Here is an 18,126-nt window from a genome sequence, read left to right on the forward strand (position 1 = left end):
CGTCATATGGCGAAAATGCATAAGTCTGTTTTATTTTCCTTCAGGGTGATGTAATTCTAAGGAATATATTCCCATAATTCAATTAAAAACGCATTTATTAAATACGCTGAAATATGTTGCGTTAACGGCAAGTAATAGAGTATCTGAAATACAGTTTATCAAAACTCTTAAACTTATGCAAAACAGGATACCGGGTTTCATGGTGCGCCGCACAGACAGACTTCACGACCTGCCCGGCAAGCGGCCGGATCAGGAAATTCGTGGTGGTTCTTTTGTCCTGCGGCGCACCCTGATGGAAATCGCGCGAAACGCATCCATGTTCGACAGCAATTGCGGCGCTTCGGAACGGCAGGTGATCGGGACGGGGACATGGCTGCGGAATTCGCTGGTCGATATTGCCCGGTCCTGCCAGCGTGACTATGTGCTGCGTGGCGGCACGGTGGAATTCGACAGTACGGGCGCGCTGCATATCCTGTGGGTGCGCATCATGGTGGCGACGCATGGGGGCCGCCTGATCCTTGGCCCGAAATCAGCCGATCCCGGCCTGCTGCTGCTTGATGTCAGCCTGGATGATGAAACCGCCGACGCCACCGTATCCATCGTGTTCCAGGGTGTCGCCAGCCTGACGGTCACGTACGATGGCGATACGGACATGACCCTGATCGGCCTGCTGGCCGGCACGCCAACCGAACTGGACTGCAATGCGTGGGCGGTCGCCAGACTGCGGGGCAATGCCTGTGGCCTGTCGGAAGAAAACAGTCGGTCCATTGCAGGGGACAATGATTCCACCCCCTTGTACATCCGTCATTACGTGGCGGGGGAGACAGGGGAAATCTGCCTTGTCATCGGTCAGTAAGACGCGGCCTGAAAACCGTTCACTGATCAAAAACGACAAAGGCTTCCGGGCCGCCAGCCCGCGCGGACCACAATGTGATCGACCGGGTCGCCTGTAGCCGACAGGACGCGGATTACGGCCAGTCAATGCCCATGGCGGCAGGGGACAGGGGCGGCAGGCCCGGCGCGCGTCCTGCTTTTTATCAAACCATTCGCGCACTGGGCCATTAACCGTCATGCATGGGCCACCGCGCATCCCGCGCGGCACGGCACGACGGCCCATGCAGGAAACGGAGTGGCCACCATGAACAGGACCGTCCTCATCACCGGTGCCGGAACAGGCTTTGGCAGGGAAATCGCCCTGCGGCTGGCGGCGCGGCAATGGACCGTTATCGCGGGCGTTGAAATCCCGTCCCAGATCTTCCAGCTGGAACATGAAGCCGAACAGCGCGGCGTGGTCGTGCAGGTTGAAAAGCTGGATGTAACCGATGCAGCGGACCGCGCGCGGTTCAGCATGCTGGATGTTGACGTGCTCCTCAATAACGCGGGCATCGGGGAAGGCGGGTCCATGGTTGACATACCCGAAGCCCACCTGCGCCGGCAGTTCGAGGTCAACGTGATCGGGCCGGTCATGCTGACACAGGCCATCGCCAGACGCATGGCGACACGCAGGGCGGGAAAGATCGTTTTCATGTCTTCATGCGCGGGGCTGACCGCCGACCCGTTTACCGGGGCCTATTCCGCATCGAAACACGCCATCGAGGCGATTGCGGAAGCACTGGGCAAGGAACTGCAGGAATTCGGTGTCGCGGTGGCGACGGTCAATCCCGGCCCGTTCCTGACGGGTTTCAATGACCGTATCTTCGATGCATGGAAAAGCTGGGACAAAAGCCGTTCGGACAACCTGTTCGATTACGAACACATTGCCTATCCCTACAGGCAGTTTGACATCAAGCCGGTCGTCGATACCACCATCGGCGTGATCGAGGGCACGATTGACACCTATCGCAACGTTAAACCCGGACAGAATGTCGAAATGCAGCGCAGGCAGATGGATGACGCATGGACCCGCAGATATGATGAGAACCTGGGCAAACGCTTCGCGCTGGTTGAAACCTGCTATGATATGCAACCCGGCACGCCAGTAGATGAATAACGCGTTCCCCTGACAGCGGGCGTATCAATCCGGTCGCCGCGCCAGTTCCAGCCATGCCTTGGCCGCATCCGACAGGTAGCCGCCGCGCCGCCACGCCAGCGTCATGTGCCAGAGCATGCCCGGCCCATCGAGCGCGATGGCACGAATGCCGTCATGCTGGCGCGTTTCCACCATCATGCGCGGCAGGAAACCGATACCCAGTCCCGCCGCGATCAGGTCGAACAGGAATTCAACCTGGGTTGAGCGTGCCGTGACCTTCGGCATGAAGCCATTGCGGCGGCAGACGGCAAGCACGATCTGGTTCAGCGAAAACCCTGTCTCGAACAGCAGGAACGCTGAATCGGCAAAGGCGGTGATCGGCACCGACCGGCGCGCGGCAAGCGGATGCGCCGCCGCGACGACAGCCACGACCGGTTCCACGCACACATCCTGCCATGCGAATTCATCGGACAGGGGCAGAAGCAGGCCGGCAAGGTCGATTTCACCCGCGCGCAGCAGATCCTTCAGGTCCTGGCAGCCACGTTCGATCAGGTGGATCCCGATCCCGGGATACCGGTCGCGAAACGCGACGAAAGTGGGCGCAAACAGCGTGTCGCTGCCGATTGGCGGCAGGCCAAGCCGCAATTCGCCGCGCTTCAGCCCGCGCAGTTCCCGCAGTTCCACCAGCAGGTCGTCGCGTTCAGCCAGGATCGTCCGGGCCCGGCGCAGAACCACGTTACCGGCGTCCGTCAGCGTGATGCCGGGGGCCGCCCGGTCAATCAGGACAAGACCGAGTTCATCCTCCAGACGCTTCACCGCCTTGCTGACGGTTGACTGGGTGGACAGCACCGCCTTGGCCGCCTGCGAGAAACCGCCTTCACGCACGACCGCGATGAACAGGCGTAATGTATTGATATCCATATTCTATTCCATATCGGACTTGTATTCATTCAACCAATTCGTTTTTTTCACGTCCACGTCATTTCCCGCGCCGCATGCGGGGGAATAATCCTCTCCCTACCGGCCGCAGAGCCGGGCAGGGGGAAGGAGTTCGTCACATGGCGACTGGAACCGATGACTTTGGTGACTTTGACTATATTGTAATCGGCGCGGGCAGTGCGGGTTGTGTACTTGCAAACCGTCTCAGCGCCGATCCACGCAACAGGGTGCTGGTACTGGAAGCCGGCGGCAACGACAACTGGATATGGATCCATATCCCGGTCGGCTACCTGTTCGCGATGGGGAACCCGCGTGCCGACTGGATGTTCAGGACCGATCCGGAATCCCATCTGGGCAACCGCGTGCTGAATTACCCGCGCGGGCGGCTGCTGGGCGGGTGTTCGTCGATCAACGGCATGATCTACATGCGCGGGCAGGCCGCCGATTATGACGGCTGGCGGCAAATGGGCAATACGGGATGGGGATGGGATGATGTCCTGCCCTATTTCATCAAGGCGGAGGATAACTTCGCGGGCGCCAGCGCCTTTCATGGCGTGGGCGGGCCGCTGCATGTCGACCGGCAGCGGTTGCGCTGGAAGCTGCTTGATGCCTTCCGCGACGCCGCCGCACAGGCTGGCATCGCGAAGATCGACGACTTCAACCGGGGTGACAACGAAGGGTCATCCTATTTTCAGGTCACGCAGAAACACGGGTTTCGCTGGAGTGCCGCGCGCGGCTACCTGCACCCGGTCATGAAGCGGCCCAACCTGCGCGTGCAGACCGGCGCGCTGGTCCATCGCGTCCTGTTCCGCGATGGTCGCGCAATCGGGGTGCGCTTTGAAGCCAACGGCGTGGTGCGGAGTGTCCACGCCCGTGCCGAGGTGATCGTGTCTGCGGGCGCGATCGGAACGCCTGCCATCCTGCAGCGTTCAGGCATCGGGCCGGGTGAACGGCTGCAGGCATTTGGCATCGAGGTTGTAAAGGATCTGCCCGGCGTGGGTGAAAACCTTCAGGACCACCTCCAGATCCGCAGCGCCTACAGGGTCAGCGGTGTCGAGACCCTCAATACCGAAGCCGGGTCACTGTTGGGCAAGGCGAGGATCGGCCTGCAATACCTGCTGACCCGGTCCGGCCCCATGTCGATGGCGCCCAGCCAGCTGGGCATCTTTGCCCGGTCCAGTGCGCGTTACGCGACGGCCAACCTGGAATATCATGTCCAGCCCCTCAGCCTTGCGGCCTTTGGCGGCGACCTTGACCCATTTCCCGCTTTTACTGCGGCGGTGGCCAATGTCCGTCCCGAAAGCCGGGGCAGCGTTCACCTGAAATCCGCCGACCCGGCCGTGCCGCCCGCGATCCACCCGAACTACCTCTCGACAGAGGAAGATCGCCGCGTGGCCATTGACTCCGTACGCCTGACACGGCGGATCGTGGCGCAGTCAGCGCTGGCGCGCTACCGGCCGGAGGAGTTTCGCCCCGGTCCGTCGCTGGAGAGTGACGCCGACCTGGAAAAGGCGATCGGGGAAATCGCCACCACCATCTTTCACCCCGTGGGCACCGCCGCCATGGGGCAGGGATCGCAGGCCGTGGTTGACCACGAACTGCGTGTACACGGCATGGCGGGGCTTCGTGTCGCGGATGCCTCGATCATGCCGCGCATTACCTCGGGCAATACCAATGCCCCGAGTATCATGATCGGTGAAAAAGCGTCGGCAATGATCCTGAATGCCGCCAGATCACCGTCAACACCGGCGCTTGTCGCCTGAAACAGGGATTGCTTACATGCCTCTTATCCGTTTTGACATGCTCGAAGGCCGTTCCGAAAAGGAACTGACCGCCATACTGGACGCCGCCCACCAGGCGATGCTGGACGCTTTCGGCGTACCGCCGCGCGACCGGTACCAGATCATATATGAACACAAGAAAAGCCGCGTGCGCATCGAGGATACCGGACTGGGCATTCCGCGCACCGACGATGTCATGATCATCTCGGTCACCACGCGCCCGCGCACGGTCGATGAAAAAACCGCCTTCTACCGCCTGCTGACCGAAGCGCTGACCGCAAAGTGCGGCATCGCGTCCAGCGACGTGATGGTCAACTATGTTGAAAACACGGACGCCGACTGGTCATTTGGCAACGGGGAAGCGCAATTCCTGACCGGAAAGCTTGGCACGCCCAAGGTCTCGTGACGTCAACGGGAACAGGGCCGGGGTTCTACTCCCCGGTCCTGTCTTCACAACGGGAAACAGGCATGCGGCCCTGTACCAGCCGTCATTCAACATTGGCCGGGGCCATGATATAAAGGGATTCAGGGGACATGATAAAAGTTTTATCCTGTTTACTGACAATGGACCCGACAACCTGCATGTTGCATATGTCATGCGTCATGTCGGAACACTTGACGACTGCCTTGCGCAGGTCGCTTCCATCAGCAACATTCTGTACGCTGAACGCCAGATACTGGTAATCACCAGCCGTACTGGATTCCAGCGCGGCCTCTGTCGATATGATACATATATTGGCGCTCAGGACACATGACCCGCGGCCATTGACCTGAATATGCCTGCCTATGATGGAATTCCCGGCGGCAATCACGTCAATGATGCTATAGACCGGCGTAACAGGCGGGGCCTGCGGTGCAGGCGATGACGCGCCTTTGGCCGCCTGCTGCGCGGCCATGAAGTTTTTCATGTCCTGATCGGTCGCGGCATCGATGCATGGCTGTCTTAATACAGCATTCGTCCGGAACGCTTCATTACATCTGCGCGTCATGTATTCCAGCGCGCCCTGCGACTGCACTTCCTGCGCATCGGCAGGCGTGGCAAATTCACTATTGGCAATGTCACGGCCAGTACGCTGCGCAAACTGGGCTGGCGTTTCCTGTGCGCCACCGTCCTGAGCCTGCGCGGTTGATACACCGGCCAGTAATACAAATATCAAAAATGTCAGTCTATTCACATTTCACCTATAATAAATAAAATAATACCATAATTTTTCATCACTGGCCATGCTTTCATGGCAACATACTTCATGCCTGCCAGCACGGAAAGTCACGCCCGCAGCACTTGCTGACATTCAGGCGGGTCAGATGAAAGATGGCAGGAACATTCTGGCAATGCGCGCCGCGTGACCACGGCGGTCCATCCATAAACCACGCCACGGTTCCATGCCCGGCCATCAGTCATGACCGGAACCCGCCTGCACCCGTTGATGAACGATACCGTATCGTTTATATAACCCGGAACAGAGTCAGCGCACCGCAGGTGTCGCGGGCGCTGATCGGATCGATACATGCGAAAAGGAATGGTTCATGACCACAAGAACAAAAAGATATCGGATCATGAAGACCGGCATCAACAGCGCAGGGGTGCTCGTCCTGCTCTTATCGGGAATGAATACGTGCCTGGCCGCCGGGAGCACACGCGCGCGCGAAGCCCATGCATGTGAAAGGGACGCATTCAAATTCTGCGGGAAGGACATTCCCAACAAGAAAAAAATTGCAGCCTGCCTGCAGGCCCGACGCGAACAGTTGCGCCCGGCCTGCCGCGCCCTGTTTCCTGTTGCCGGGACACTACCCGGAAACGACGCGCAGGCCACGCATATCGTGGACTAGCCGCCAGCGGAGGGCAGGGAAGAGCGCAGGCGGAAACCGCCGCCGCAAATATTATTCCCTGCCGATCGCAATGTAGTGACCGCGACCGTGGGAACATATCGAGTATCAGCGGCCGGTTTCGCCCATCGGCACAGAAATGACGAAGCACAACCGAAAAAAGGAACAGACAGATTTCCTGACATTTCAGAAATTATGCAACCCGACAGGTGCGCCAGGTGTTTTCCGGTCTCATGGCATGAAAGAAATAGACAGCTTTCAGTGCCCATCCGTTCGGGGGAACACGGTTGAAAGACTGTGGATGCATGAATGAAAACGCTTACAGACGCACGGAAGCTGGTAACGAAAATTGTCGTGGTCGTCACGATGGGTGCGCTCGCATTCGGCTATGACACGGGGGTGATCGCAGGCGCGCTTCCATTCATGCAACTGCCATCCGCGCAGGGCGGGCTGGGCCTGACCCCGCTGACCGAAGGGCTGGTTACGTCCGCGCTGGTGCTGGGGGCGGCCGTCGGGTCGCTGCTGTGCGGTATCGTGGCGGACCGGGTGGGGCGGCGCGACAGCCTCATGGGGCTGTCCGTGATCTTCATGTTCGGCGCAATCGGCACGTCACAGGCCCCTACGGTCCCGGTCATGGTCGTGATGCGCGCCGTACTCGGCTTTGCCGTCGGCGGCGCGTCCGCCCTTGTCCCGATGTTCATTTCGGAAATGGCGCCGCCGGGCAGGCGTGGGCGGCTGGTCAGCCAGAATGAGATGATGATCGTGACCGGGCAACTGGTCGCCTATGTCCTCAGCGCCCTGCTGGCGCGGTTTTCCGGGGCCAATGACATCTGGCGCACCATGCTTGCGATCGCGGCGGTCCCGGCTTTCCTGCTGGGGCTTGGTCTGGTTTTCGTGCCGCGCTCCCCCCGCTGGCTGGCCAGCCGTGGCCGGACCGACGAAGCGCGGAAGGTGCTTGAACTCATCCGCTCGACCGACACGCAGGTCAGCAGGGAAATGGGGGAAATCAGGGCACAGGTGAACGAGGAATCCGACCAGATGGGCTGGCGCGAGGCCCTGGGCACGGTCTGGATCCGGCGCCTGCTGCTGGTCGGGATCGGGCTGGGGTTTTCCGCCCAGTTCACCGGCGTGAACGCCTTCATGTATTTTACGCCCATCATCCTGCGCCAGACCGGTCTGGGCACCCAGGCGGCCCTGACCGCGACAATCGGCGCGGGTGTCGTCGCGGTCATCGCAACCTTTCTGGGGATATGGATGATCGGGCGGTTCGCGCGTCGTTTCACGCTTCTGGGCGGCCTTGCCGGTGTCGTATGCGCGCATCTGGGCCTTGGGGCGACGTTACTGCTGATGGGTGGATCGCCCATGCAGGGCATGGTGGCGCTGGGCTTCATCCTTGTGGCGCTGCTGTTTATCCAGATGATGGTCTCGCCGCTGTACTGGCTGCTGATGTCGGAACTGTTCCCGATGCGTGCGCGCGGCATCCTGACCGGGCTGTCCGTTGCGGCCCAGTGGGTTTTCAACGCCACTGTTTCCTTCCTGTTTCCAGCCGCCCTGCACTGGATTGGCGCATCGACCTTCTTCGCCTTTGCCGCGATCAATCTGGTTTCCCTGATGTTCGTGGCAAGGTTCCTGCCGGAAACGAAAGGCCTGTCGCTGGAAAAACTGGAGGGGCACCTGGAAGATCACTTTTCCCCCGAAGGCCGCCCCGGTGCCCATGCCGGCAACGACCCGCACGGCCTGGCGCGTGGCCTGTAACCGGCGGGTCATGGCATTACGGTAAAGTAATGAGGAAGAACCATGCACCTGAATGTCTATATTTATTTAAATGATAATCGTTTTCATAATATAATTTAATATAAACTCCTGCCCGCAGATCATATATTCAGCTTCGCGTCAGGTTTTGCTGTCATAACTCAGGATGGCGTGGGCTTTATATATGATGGGGAACAGGGCAGGCATGCGAAATATACTTCTGGCCGGTCTAGGCACAGGACTCATTCTTTGAGATGGAAGATGAAGCTTGCTGCGATGTGGATTGCGGATATGAATGTATGAGCGCAGCGGTCGTATCTGGTCGCTACACGTCACTCACAGCCTGACCTCCATCGGTAAGCCTGTGAATCGCAATGCCTTACTCAGTTCAATAAATTAACAGGTCCTGAGCCTGGCAATACAGGGAAATAAAGATGTGTATCCGCATGAGATTTCATGAAATGGCCTGACATTGGAAATGCTCCGCCGTCTCTGATATCCCGGTTATGAGAGCAGAAAGGAGAAACCGGTCATGGTCAGGACAATAGTGGTGCGGCCTCCGGGTGGTTTTGAAAATGTAACCATCACGGAACAGGCGGCAAGGGCTCCGGCACATGGTGAAATCAGGGTCAAGCTGCATGCCTCATCCCTCAATTATCATGATTATGCCGTTGTAAGCGGCATGTGGGGGCCAACCGTTCCGCGCATCCCCATGGCGGACGGGGCTGGCGAAGTGATTGAAGTTGACGCGGGCGTTACGGAATTCGCGCCCGGCGACAGGGTGGTCAGCACTTTCTTCCCTACCTGGCTTGCCGGCGCGCCGCAGGTGATCGGGTTTACCACGGTACCGGGCGACGGGGTTGATGGCTATGCGCGTGAAGATGTCACGGCGCCTGCGACCTCGTTCACACATGCCCCGCGCGGCTGGACCCATGCCGAGGCCGCGACACTGACCACGGCGGGCCTGACCGCATGGCGTTCCCTGTTTGTCGATGATCAGGTCAGGCCCGGTAGCACCGTGCTGGTGCAGGGGACAGGTGGTGTATCGATATTCGCGCTTCAGTTTGCCAAGATGGCCGGGGCGACAGTTATCGCCACGTCCTCCAGTGACGAAAAACTTGAACGCCTGCGCGAACTGGGGGCAGATCACCTCATCAACTACCGGCACGATCCCGCATGGGGTAAAACGGCCTGGGAACTGACCGGCGGGACAGGGGTTGACCATATTATTGAAGTCGGCGGCGCCAGGACCCTCGAACAGTCAATGGAAGCCGTCAGGGTGGGAGGGCATATTTCCACCATCGGCATTCTCAGCGGGGTTTCAGGCCAACTGGAAATCGTGCCGATGTTGCTGAAGCAGTGCCGCCTGCAGGGCGTGCTTGTCGGGTGCCGGGCAGATCAGCAGGCCATGATAAGGGCATTTGACGGTAATGCCATCCGGCCCGTCATTGACCGTATATTCCCGCTGGAAAATATTGTGGACGCCTTCAGATATCAGGAAAGCAACCGGCATTTCGGCAAGATATGCCTTGATTGCCAGAAATAGGGCAGGGCAGCCGGGATAAGAACCTGTCCTTTCCGCCTGCTGGCGCGACCGGTCCGGCGCAGAACCCGCGCGCCGGATACCGCGCCCTGATACAAAATTATCTGCCCCGCGCCACAAACCGGGCCATGCCGCAGCCGTTATCTGAAGCCGGATACCCCGTGAACCACGGGGCATCATAGCCGACAGGAAACAGGCAGGTGGCATGAATGCGATTGTTCAGCTGGCGCTTGCCCGTCCCTACACATTTGTCGTCATGGCCATCCTGATCGCCATGGCCGGTGTACTCTCCGCCATCCGCACGCCGGAGGACATCTTTCCCGATATCGGCATTCCCGTCATTGCGGTGGCCTGGACCTACAGCAATCTCTCGCCACAGGACATGTCGGGGCGCATCGTACTGCCCTTCCAGCGCACGCTGACCACGACGGTCAACAATATCGAACATATCGAGGGACAGTCGCTGACAGGCATCGGGGTGATAAAGATATTCTTCCAGCCCGGCACCGATATCCGCATCGCAAATGCGCAGGTCACGGCCATTGCCCAGACCATCCTGCGCCAGCTTCCCACTGGCACCACGCCGCCGCTGATCCTGAATTACAATGCCTCCACCGTGCCGATCGTGCAGCTTGCGCTGTCGGGCGAGGGCATGACCGAACAGCAGCTTTATGATTACGGCTTCAACTTCATCCGCAACCGGCTGGTCACGGTTCCGGGTGCCGCCATTCCCTATCCCTATGGCGGGAAGGTGCGCCAGATCCAGATGGACCTTGACCCCGGCAAGCTGCAGTCGCGTGGCGTTTCGGCCCAGGACGTGGGCAACGCCCTGACCACCCAGACACAGATCACCCCCGCGGGTTTCGTGAAAATCGGGGAATACCAGTATAATTTCAGGCTGAACAACGCGCCCCTTTCGGTCGCACTGCTCAACATGCTGCCCGTGCGCACGGTCAATGGCGCCGTGGTGCGCGTGGGCGATGTCGCCCATGTGCGCGACGGGTCCATGCCCCAGCAGAACGTGGTGCATGTGGATGGCCAGCGCTCCGCACTCATGACCGTGCTGAAATCGGGCGCCACCTCCACCATCGCCATCGTGGCGGGGGTCAAGGCGATGATCCCCGATGCGACACGCGGCCTGCCGCAACAGCTCAGGCTCCGGCCCGTCAACGATCAGTCGCTGTTTGTCCGGGCCGCCGTGAACGGGGTAATGCGCGAGGGGGCGATCGCGGCCGGGCTGACCAGCCTCATGATCCTGCTGTTCCTTGGGTCATGGCGGTCCACGCTGATTGTGGCGACGTCCATCCCGTTATCGGTCATGGGGGCGATTGCGGCCCTGTCCGCGCTGGGCGAGACGCTGAATGTCATGACGCTGGGCGGCCTTGCCCTGGCCGTCGGCATTCTGGTGGACGAGGCCACGGTCACGATCGAGAATATCGAGCGTCATCTGGAAATGGGCAAGGATGTCCATGCCGCCATCATCGATGGATCGGGGGAGATCATCGTCCCGGCCTTCCTGTCGCTTGTGTGTATCTGCATCGTGTTCGTGCCGATGTTCTACCTGCCGGGGGTGGCGGGCTTCCTGTTCGTGCCGATGGCGCTGTCGGTCATGTTCGCCATGGTCATGTCCTTTGTCCTGTCCCGCACGCTCGTGCCGACCATGGCCATGTTCCTGCTGCGCCCGCATGAGGAGGCAGGGCAGCGCGGGGAAAATGTCTTCACACGCTTCCAGCATGGTTTCGAGCGGCGTTTCGAAGCGCTGCGCGGGCACTACGGCGCGCTTCTGGAAAGCATTCTGGACCATCGCGGCCGGTTCGTGGCCGGTTTCCTGTGCTTTGCCGCGCTAAGCATGGGACTGCTCCCGTTTCTTGGCCGCAACTTCTTCCCGCAGGTCGATGCGGGCACGATGACCCTGCACGTGCGTGCCCCCATAGGCATGCGCATAGAGGAGACATCGGCCCTGTTCCAGCGTATCGAGAAACAGATCCGCCAGCGGATTCCCGCGGACGAGGTTGATTCGATTGCCGATAACATCGGCCTGCCCACCAGCGCCATCAACACCGCCTATAACGCATCGGGCACCATCGGGCCGCAGGACGGGGACATCCTTGTCGCCCTGAAGGAAAACCATCACCCGACCGGGCAGTACATCCGCACCCTGCGCCGCGAACTGCCCCGGACCTTCCCCGAGGCCAGCTTCGCCTTCCTGCCATCGGACATCACGACCCAGATCCTCAATTTCGGCGCACCGGCACCGATCGACATCCAGGTATCCGGCCCCAGTCCGGATGAGACGCGGCAGTTTGCAAACCGCATACTGCGCGCCATACGCCACATTGACGGCCTGGTCGATGCCCGCATCCAGCAGCCCGGCCATTACCCTGAACTGCGTTTTGAGGTCGACCGCACCCGCATCAACCAGCTTGGCCTGACGGAAGGCGACGTGACCACCTCCATCGCCACGTCCATTGCCGGGACCGTGCAGACCGCCCCGTTGTACTGGCTGGACCCGCACAGCATGGTCACGTACCCCATCGCGGTGCAGATGCCCGAATACCGCATCAGTTCGCTGGCGGATATCATCGGCCTGCCCGTAACCGGGGTTTCAACGGCCCAGCTACAGGTGCTTGGCGCGCTTGGCACGATTACGCGCGGCACGACCTCCCCGGTCGAGGCACAGTACAACATCCGCTCGCTGGTCGATGTCTTCGCAGGCGGCGACGGACGCGACCTGGGCGCCATCGCCACGGACGTGCAGGCGGCCCTGCGCCACCTCGATCACGACCGGCCCGGGACCGTCACGGTCACGCTGCGCGGTCAGTACCAGGCCATGACAACCGCCTTCTCGGGCATGGGGTTTGGCCTGCTGGGCGCGATCGTGCTGATCTACCTGCTTATTGTCATCAATTTCCAGAGCTGGACCGATCCGTGCATTGTCGTCCTCGCACTGCCGGGCGCGCTTGCGGGCATATGCTGGATACTGTTTGCAACGCATACCCCGCTTTCCGTTCCCGCGCTGACGGGGGCGATCATGTGCATGGGGGTGGCGACGGCCAATTCCATCCTGGTCATCACCTTCTGCCGCGAACGGCTGGCGGAACATGGGGATGCGCGCAAGGCGGCGCTGGCCGCGGGCAGTACCCGCCTGCGGCCCGTGATCATGACGGCGCTGGCCATGGTCATCGGCATGCTGCCCATGGCGCTGGGGCTGGGCGAAGGGGGCGAGCAGAACGCGCCGCTGGGGCGTGCCGTCATCGGTGGCCTGATATTCGCCACCTGCGCCTCCCTGTTTTTCGTGCCGGCGCTTTTCGCCATCATCTACGACCGGCGTGCGCGCCACGATACGGACGGGGCACGCGCGCATGGCTGAAACCCGCACCGCCATACATGCCGGACCCAGGCCACACCTGCGCTGGATCGTTCTTGGGGGCGCCTGCCTTTTCGGGATCATCCTGGTGGTGGGCACGATGACGCGCATCCATGACCGCCGCCAGCTTCACGCCACCAATGTCGCGGCGCTGGTGCCCAGCGTGACGGTCGTGCATCCGGGTGGTCACGCGGTTGATACGCTGGTCCTGCCCGGTATCCTGCAGGCATGGTACGGCGCGCCGGTCTATGCACGGACCAATGGCTACCTGCGGCAATGGTATGTCGATATCGGGCAGAAGGTGGCGGCGGGCCAGCTTCTGGCGGAAATCGATACGCCCGATGTCGACCTGCAGCTTGCCGGTGCAAGGGCGGCGCTGGGCACGCGGACCGCACAGCGCGATCTGGCGCGGATCACATCGCGCCGGTGGGACCGGCTGAATGCCCAGAACGCCGTATCCCAGCAGGAAACGGATGAACGCCGGGGCAATCTTGCAGCCAGCGAGGCCACGCGCCATGAAGCCGCGGCGGAGGTCGAACGGCTTGAAACGCTTTCCGCCTTCAAGCGCATCATTGCCCCTTTCGCCGGTGTGATCACCAGCCGCGCGACCGATATCGGCGCGCTGATCGTGGCGGGGACGGCGGCCAGCCAGCCGCTTTTTACCGTATCGGACGTAAGCCGCCTGCGGCTTTACGTACGTGTGCCACAGGCCTATGCCGCGCGGATGCGCGAGGGATTTGTCGCGCATTTTACGGTGCCCGATTATCGCAACCGGCAGTTTGAAGCCCGTCTGCTCCATTCTTCGGACGCGGTTGATTCCCAGTCGGGCACGATGCTGGTCCAGCTTGTCTATGACAACGGGGAAAACCTTCTCAAGCCGGGCGCCTATGCCCAGATCTCCTTTGCGTTTCATGGCCCCGGGCCACAGGCGCCGCCTACCGCGCGCATTCCCGCCAGCAGCCTGCTCTTCCGCCAGGACGGGACAACGGTGGCGCTGGTGGACGGGCAGGACCATGTCAGGATACGGCCCGTTGCGATCCTGATCGATTTCGGGACCGAACTCGAGGTGACGGGGATTACACCAAGCGACAGGATCATAACCAACCCGCCGGATGAGATCGGGGACGGGGACCCCGTCAAACCGCGTGAGGGCGGGCATGGCGCCTGAACGGAGCAGGGCGGTCCTGTTTCTTGTTGTCCTGCTGTGCGGCTGCAATCTCGCCCCCCGTTACCACAGGCCCACGCTACCCGATACGCCCGCCGCATTCAGGGAAACCGGCGTGTGGACACCGGCGCGGCCCGCCGACACCGCGCAGCGCGGGGCGTGGTGGTCGGTCATGGGTGATGCGGGGCTGGACCGGCTGGAAGACAGGATCGAACACGGCAGCCCGCAACTGGCCGCCGCCGTGGCGCGATATGACCAGGCGCGCGCATTGGTCAGGCGGGCGCGGGCCGACTTCTTTCCCCAGATTGACGCAACCGCCAGCGCACAGCGTGAACGCGCGCTTTTTCCCGCCACCGGCAATTATTACGAATATCATGACTATGAATCCGGCGGCACCGTTTCGTGGGAGCCGGATATATGGGGGCGCATCCGCAATCTGGTCAGGGCGGCGCGGGCCAATGCGCAGGCGAGTGCCGCCGACCTTGCGTCGATCCGCCTCAGCCTGGAGGGCGAACTGGGTGATGATTACTTCCAGCTACGCGGTCTGGATGCCCGCATCAGCCTGCTGCAAAAGACCATGGCGGCCTATTCTGCGGCGCTGGACCTGACCACAAGGCGATTTGTGGGCGGGGCCGCGAATGAACTGGATGTCGGCCGTGCCCGCACACAGCTGGCCACCACACAGTCCCGGCTGGAACAGCAGGTGGCGGACCGTGCGCTGGCGGAACATGCCATTGCGGTGCTGATCGGTGAACAGCCTTCCACTTTTTCAATCCCGCCGGCGGACAGCCTGCCGCCCGTACCGGTCATTCCCGTAACCGCGCCCGCCCACCTGCTGGAACGCAGGCCCGATGTCGCATCGGCAGAGCGGCACATGGCAGCGGCAAATGCCCGGATTGGCGTGGCGCGGGCCGCCTTCTTTCCCAACATCACGCTTGGGGCAAACGGTGGTTCGGAAACCACGACCGGCATGCTGGCCTCCGCCGGGAGCGGCGTATGGGCGCTTGGCCCGGCGCTGGCGACACTGGCCATATTCGATGGCGGGCGGCGGTTCGCCAATCTGGCGCTTACGCACGCGGAATATGCACAGGCCGCAGCCAGTTACCGGCAGACGGCCCTGACGGCCTTCCGTGAAGTGGAAGACCAGCTTGCGCTCCTCAACCACCTGGCCGACGCCGCCACATGGCAGGAGGAGGGGGTGACGGCGGCCACCCGCACCGACCATCTGGCCAATGTTCAGTACCGCGAAGGGGCGGTGGACTACCTTCAGGTCGTCATTGCCCAGACGGCGGAACTACAGGCGCGCGAAGACCTGATTACCATCAATACGCGCCGCCTGATGAGTGGCGTCGACCTTGTACGGGCCATGGGGGGCGACTGGGGCAGGCATGGCCCCGATTATCCGCCCCGCCCGTGACAGGCCACGAAACTCCGGCACGCAGCCATGCTTTATAGCGGCACGAAGCACGGTTCATGCCGACTGAAAGGACAGATCATGTCGTTCCTTCATAACCTTACCTGCCGCCGATGTTTCGGCCGTGCAGTGGCCACGACCCTTGTCGCGGCCCCGCTCATGGCCATTGCGGGACGGAAGGCCGGTGCGGCCGATAAAAAGCTGGCGCCGGTGCCCGGCGGTCCGACATCCCTGCGCAGCGACGTACTTGATACAGCCGCAGGCGCCCTGCAAGCCAGGAAACCGATCGATGCGATGAGCGAGTATCTGAATGGTTTCCACTTCTATGCCGATGACCTGGGGCGTCAGGTCGAAGCCAATCATTTCTGCACACATCTGGGCGAAGGCTTCCATCAATGCGTGATCTATGAAGCCAACCAGAAAAACGCCCGGCTTATCGGCGTTGAATACATTGTCAGCGAGGCGATATTCAGGACGCTTCCCGAAGAAGAAAAGAAATTATGGCACAGCCATCATTACGAAGTAAAATCCGGCATGCTGGTCGCACCCGGCGTGCCCGACATGGGGGAACATGCGTTCATGGCCGATCTTGTCACCACTTATGGCAAGACATGGCACACCTGGCAGATCGACCGGGATCATGACCTGCCCCTGGGCATTCCCCAGTTGATGATGGGCTTTACCAGAGATGGGCAGGTCAGCCAGTCCTCGCTCGATGACCGGGACAGGCGTTTCGATATTTCCACCCTGAGCGAAAAAAAGAACCGTGCCGACATCCCGACACCGCAGATCGTGCCGGGCGCCAATGCATGGCAGGGCGGCACGACGCCACAGTTACAGCTTGTGGAAATGCCCGTCAGAAACCTTACCCTCTGACAGGGTCATGAAAACAAGGGGACGCATGCACGATGCCCGCAGTGAAAACACCCACGGCCCGGGCCGGCCATGGTGTCATGCTGACCCATCCGGACCGGGTCTACTGGCCGGATGCCGACATAACCAAGGCCGGTCTGGCCGATTATTACAAAGCTGTATGGCCACGCATGGCCCCGTTCATCATCGACCGGCCACTGGCGCTGCTGCGCTGCCCGGAAGGGATCGAGGGGCCACGTTTCTTCCAGAAAAATGCGTGGAAGGGCATGAACGCCCATATCGTGGCGCTTGATGACCCGCAGGGCACGCCACGGGGCCATCTGATCGGCATCCATGATCTTGATGGCCTCATGGGGCTGGTGCAGGGGGCCGCACTGGAAATCCATCCCTGGCAGGCTTCATGCCATGACTGGGAACGACCCGACCAACTGGTCATGGACCTTGATCCGGGGGAAGGGGTCGGGTGGGCAGACGTCATTGCTGCCGCGCGGGCCGTGCGCGCGCGGCTTGAAGCCTCCGGGCTTGCGGCCTTTGTCAAGACTTCTGGCGGCAAGGGGCTGCATGTCATCGCCCCGCTTGAACCCGTAGCCGACTGGGCGGGCGCAAAGACCTTCGCCCATGCACTGGCGCAGGACATGGCCGCCGACAGCCCGGACCGTTTCATTACGACTGTTTCCAGGGCGAGGCGGCATGGCAGGATCCTGCTTGATTACCTGCGCAACCAGCGCGGGGCGACATCCGTGGCGCCCTATTCAACCCGCGCGCGTCCCGGCGCCCCGATCTCGATGCCGGTAAGCTGGGCGGAACTGGACGCACTGACGGGCCCGGCGCAGTTCACGGTGGGCAACGCCATGGAACGGCTTGCATCGCAACGCGCGGACCCGTGGGCGGATTTTCATGCCGCGCGCCGACCGATTGGAACACGCGCCCCCTGAATGGCTGACATGGCGCGCCATATGGCGGCAGGCGGGATCAGTCTTTCTTTTCCCTGCATCGGTGGGGGGACGTGTCAGTGGGGGGCTGGACGGCCGCGTGGTCGCTCCCTGTCACGTAATCCTCCAGTTCCTGCACTTCGTGTTCGGCATTTTCAGCGCGTAGCTTGACGATGTCCCCGATGCTGACCAGCCCGACAAGTTTTTCATTTTCCAGAACGGGCACGTGCCGGTTGCGGGAATATGTCATGCGGCAGGCAATATCATAAATGCTGTCATCAGGTGTTGCGACCGGCATGTCCGTGGCCATGATGTCTTCCGCGGTCAGGGTCGATATGTCCGCGCCATGCAGTGACAGGGCATGGACGATCCCTTTTTCCGATACAAGACCCACCAGTTGCCCATCGTCGCCCAGAACCGGCGCCCCGCCAATATTATGCCGCGCCAGCGTGGCGGCGACATCCAGGATGGGGTCATCCGCCCTGACGGTTATGACCGTGCTGCCTTTTTGCGCCAGAATGTGAAAGACACGAGAGGACATGAGAAGACCCTTTCCATGTTTTG

General features: G+C 61.3%; 15 protein-coding genes. 12 read left to right on the plus strand and 3 right to left on the minus strand.

Annotation, left to right across the window (positions count from 1 at the left end; translation table 11 throughout):
- Positions 1-199 precede the first annotated feature (199 nt).
- Positions 200-856, plus strand: a complete 657-nt coding sequence (locus S101446_RS03595) for a hypothetical protein (RefSeq protein ID WP_087607629.1) — start codon at positions 200-202, stop codon at positions 854-856.
- 282 nt (positions 857-1,138) lie between these two features.
- Positions 1,139-1,990 carry an SDR family oxidoreductase gene (locus S101446_RS03600; RefSeq protein WP_208620549.1) on the plus strand — a complete coding sequence of 284 codons (852 nt, stop codon included), beginning with the start codon at positions 1,139-1,141 and terminating at the stop codon, positions 1,988-1,990.
- A gap of 24 nt (positions 1,991-2,014) precedes the next feature.
- On the opposite strand, the gene S101446_RS03605 is transcribed toward S101446_RS03600, so the two are convergent.
- The gene (locus S101446_RS03605) at positions 2,015-2,890 is read right to left on the minus strand and encodes a LysR family transcriptional regulator (protein ID WP_087607631.1); all 876 of its coding nucleotides are present in this window, start codon (positions 2,888-2,890) and stop codon (positions 2,015-2,017) included.
- A gap of 137 nt (positions 2,891-3,027) precedes the next feature.
- Between S101446_RS03605 and S101446_RS03610 the strand changes: the two genes are divergently transcribed.
- Positions 3,028-4,671 carry a GMC family oxidoreductase gene (locus tag S101446_RS03610; RefSeq protein ID WP_087607632.1) on the plus strand — a complete coding sequence of 548 codons (1,644 nt, stop codon included), beginning with the start codon at positions 3,028-3,030 and terminating at the stop codon, positions 4,669-4,671.
- Positions 4,672-4,687: 16 nt separating this feature from the next.
- Positions 4,688-5,095, plus strand: a complete 408-nt coding sequence (locus tag S101446_RS03615; RefSeq protein ID WP_019087239.1) for a tautomerase family protein — start codon at positions 4,688-4,690, stop codon at positions 5,093-5,095.
- A gap of 82 nt (positions 5,096-5,177) precedes the next feature.
- Here S101446_RS03615 and S101446_RS03620 read toward each other — a convergent pair whose 3' ends face one another.
- A complete protein-coding gene (locus S101446_RS03620; RefSeq protein ID WP_087607633.1) occupies positions 5,178-5,846 on the minus strand; it encodes a hypothetical protein in 669 nt (222 codons plus the stop codon).
- Between the two features lie 370 nt (positions 5,847-6,216).
- Between S101446_RS03620 and S101446_RS03625 the strand changes: the two genes are divergently transcribed.
- From S101446_RS03625 to ligD, 8 genes are all read left to right on the plus strand, one after another.
- Positions 6,217-6,519, plus strand: a complete 303-nt coding sequence (locus S101446_RS03625) for a hypothetical protein (RefSeq protein ID WP_244184468.1) — start codon at positions 6,217-6,219, stop codon at positions 6,517-6,519.
- Between the two features lie 306 nt (positions 6,520-6,825).
- Positions 6,826-8,271, plus strand: a complete 1,446-nt coding sequence (locus tag S101446_RS03630; protein ID WP_087607634.1) for a sugar porter family MFS transporter — start codon at positions 6,826-6,828, stop codon at positions 8,269-8,271.
- A gap of 529 nt (positions 8,272-8,800) precedes the next feature.
- Positions 8,801-9,814, plus strand: coding sequence for a zinc-dependent alcohol dehydrogenase family protein (locus S101446_RS03635; protein ID WP_087607635.1), 1,014 nt, complete (start codon positions 8,801-8,803; stop codon positions 9,812-9,814).
- A 202-nt stretch (positions 9,815-10,016) separates the two neighbouring features.
- Entirely contained in the window at positions 10,017-13,181 is a 3,165-nt protein-coding gene (locus tag S101446_RS03640; protein WP_087607636.1) for an efflux RND transporter permease subunit, read from the plus strand.
- A complete protein-coding gene (locus tag S101446_RS03645; RefSeq protein WP_010510261.1) occupies positions 13,174-14,346 on the plus strand; it encodes an efflux RND transporter periplasmic adaptor subunit in 1,173 nt (390 codons plus the stop codon). The genes S101446_RS03640 and S101446_RS03645 overlap by 8 nt, the downstream gene beginning before the upstream one ends.
- Entirely contained in the window at positions 14,336-15,760 is a 1,425-nt protein-coding gene (locus S101446_RS03650; RefSeq protein WP_087607637.1) for an efflux transporter outer membrane subunit, read from the plus strand. Before S101446_RS03645 ends, S101446_RS03650 begins: the two co-directional genes overlap by 11 nt.
- Before the next feature lie 78 nt (positions 15,761-15,838).
- Positions 15,839-16,633: an OBAP family protein gene (locus S101446_RS03655; RefSeq protein ID WP_244184471.1), complete on the plus strand. Its 795-nt coding sequence runs from the start codon at positions 15,839-15,841 to the stop codon at positions 16,631-16,633.
- Positions 16,634-16,665: 32 nt separating this feature from the next.
- Positions 16,666-17,565 carry a non-homologous end-joining DNA ligase gene (gene ligD / locus S101446_RS03660; RefSeq protein WP_087607639.1) on the plus strand — a complete coding sequence of 300 codons (900 nt, stop codon included), beginning with the start codon at positions 16,666-16,668 and terminating at the stop codon, positions 17,563-17,565.
- Between the two features lie 37 nt (positions 17,566-17,602).
- Here the strand turns inward: ligD and S101446_RS03665 are convergent, their stop codons facing one another.
- Complete coding sequence (locus S101446_RS03665; protein WP_087607640.1) at positions 17,603-18,103, minus strand: CBS domain-containing protein; 501 nt, start codon at positions 18,101-18,103, stop codon at positions 17,603-17,605.
- Between the last annotated feature and the right edge of the window lie 23 nt (positions 18,104-18,126).

It is taken from the genome of Komagataeibacter europaeus (assembly GCF_002173515.1).
Taxonomy (GTDB): Bacteria; Pseudomonadota; Alphaproteobacteria; order Acetobacterales; family Acetobacteraceae; genus Komagataeibacter; species Komagataeibacter europaeus.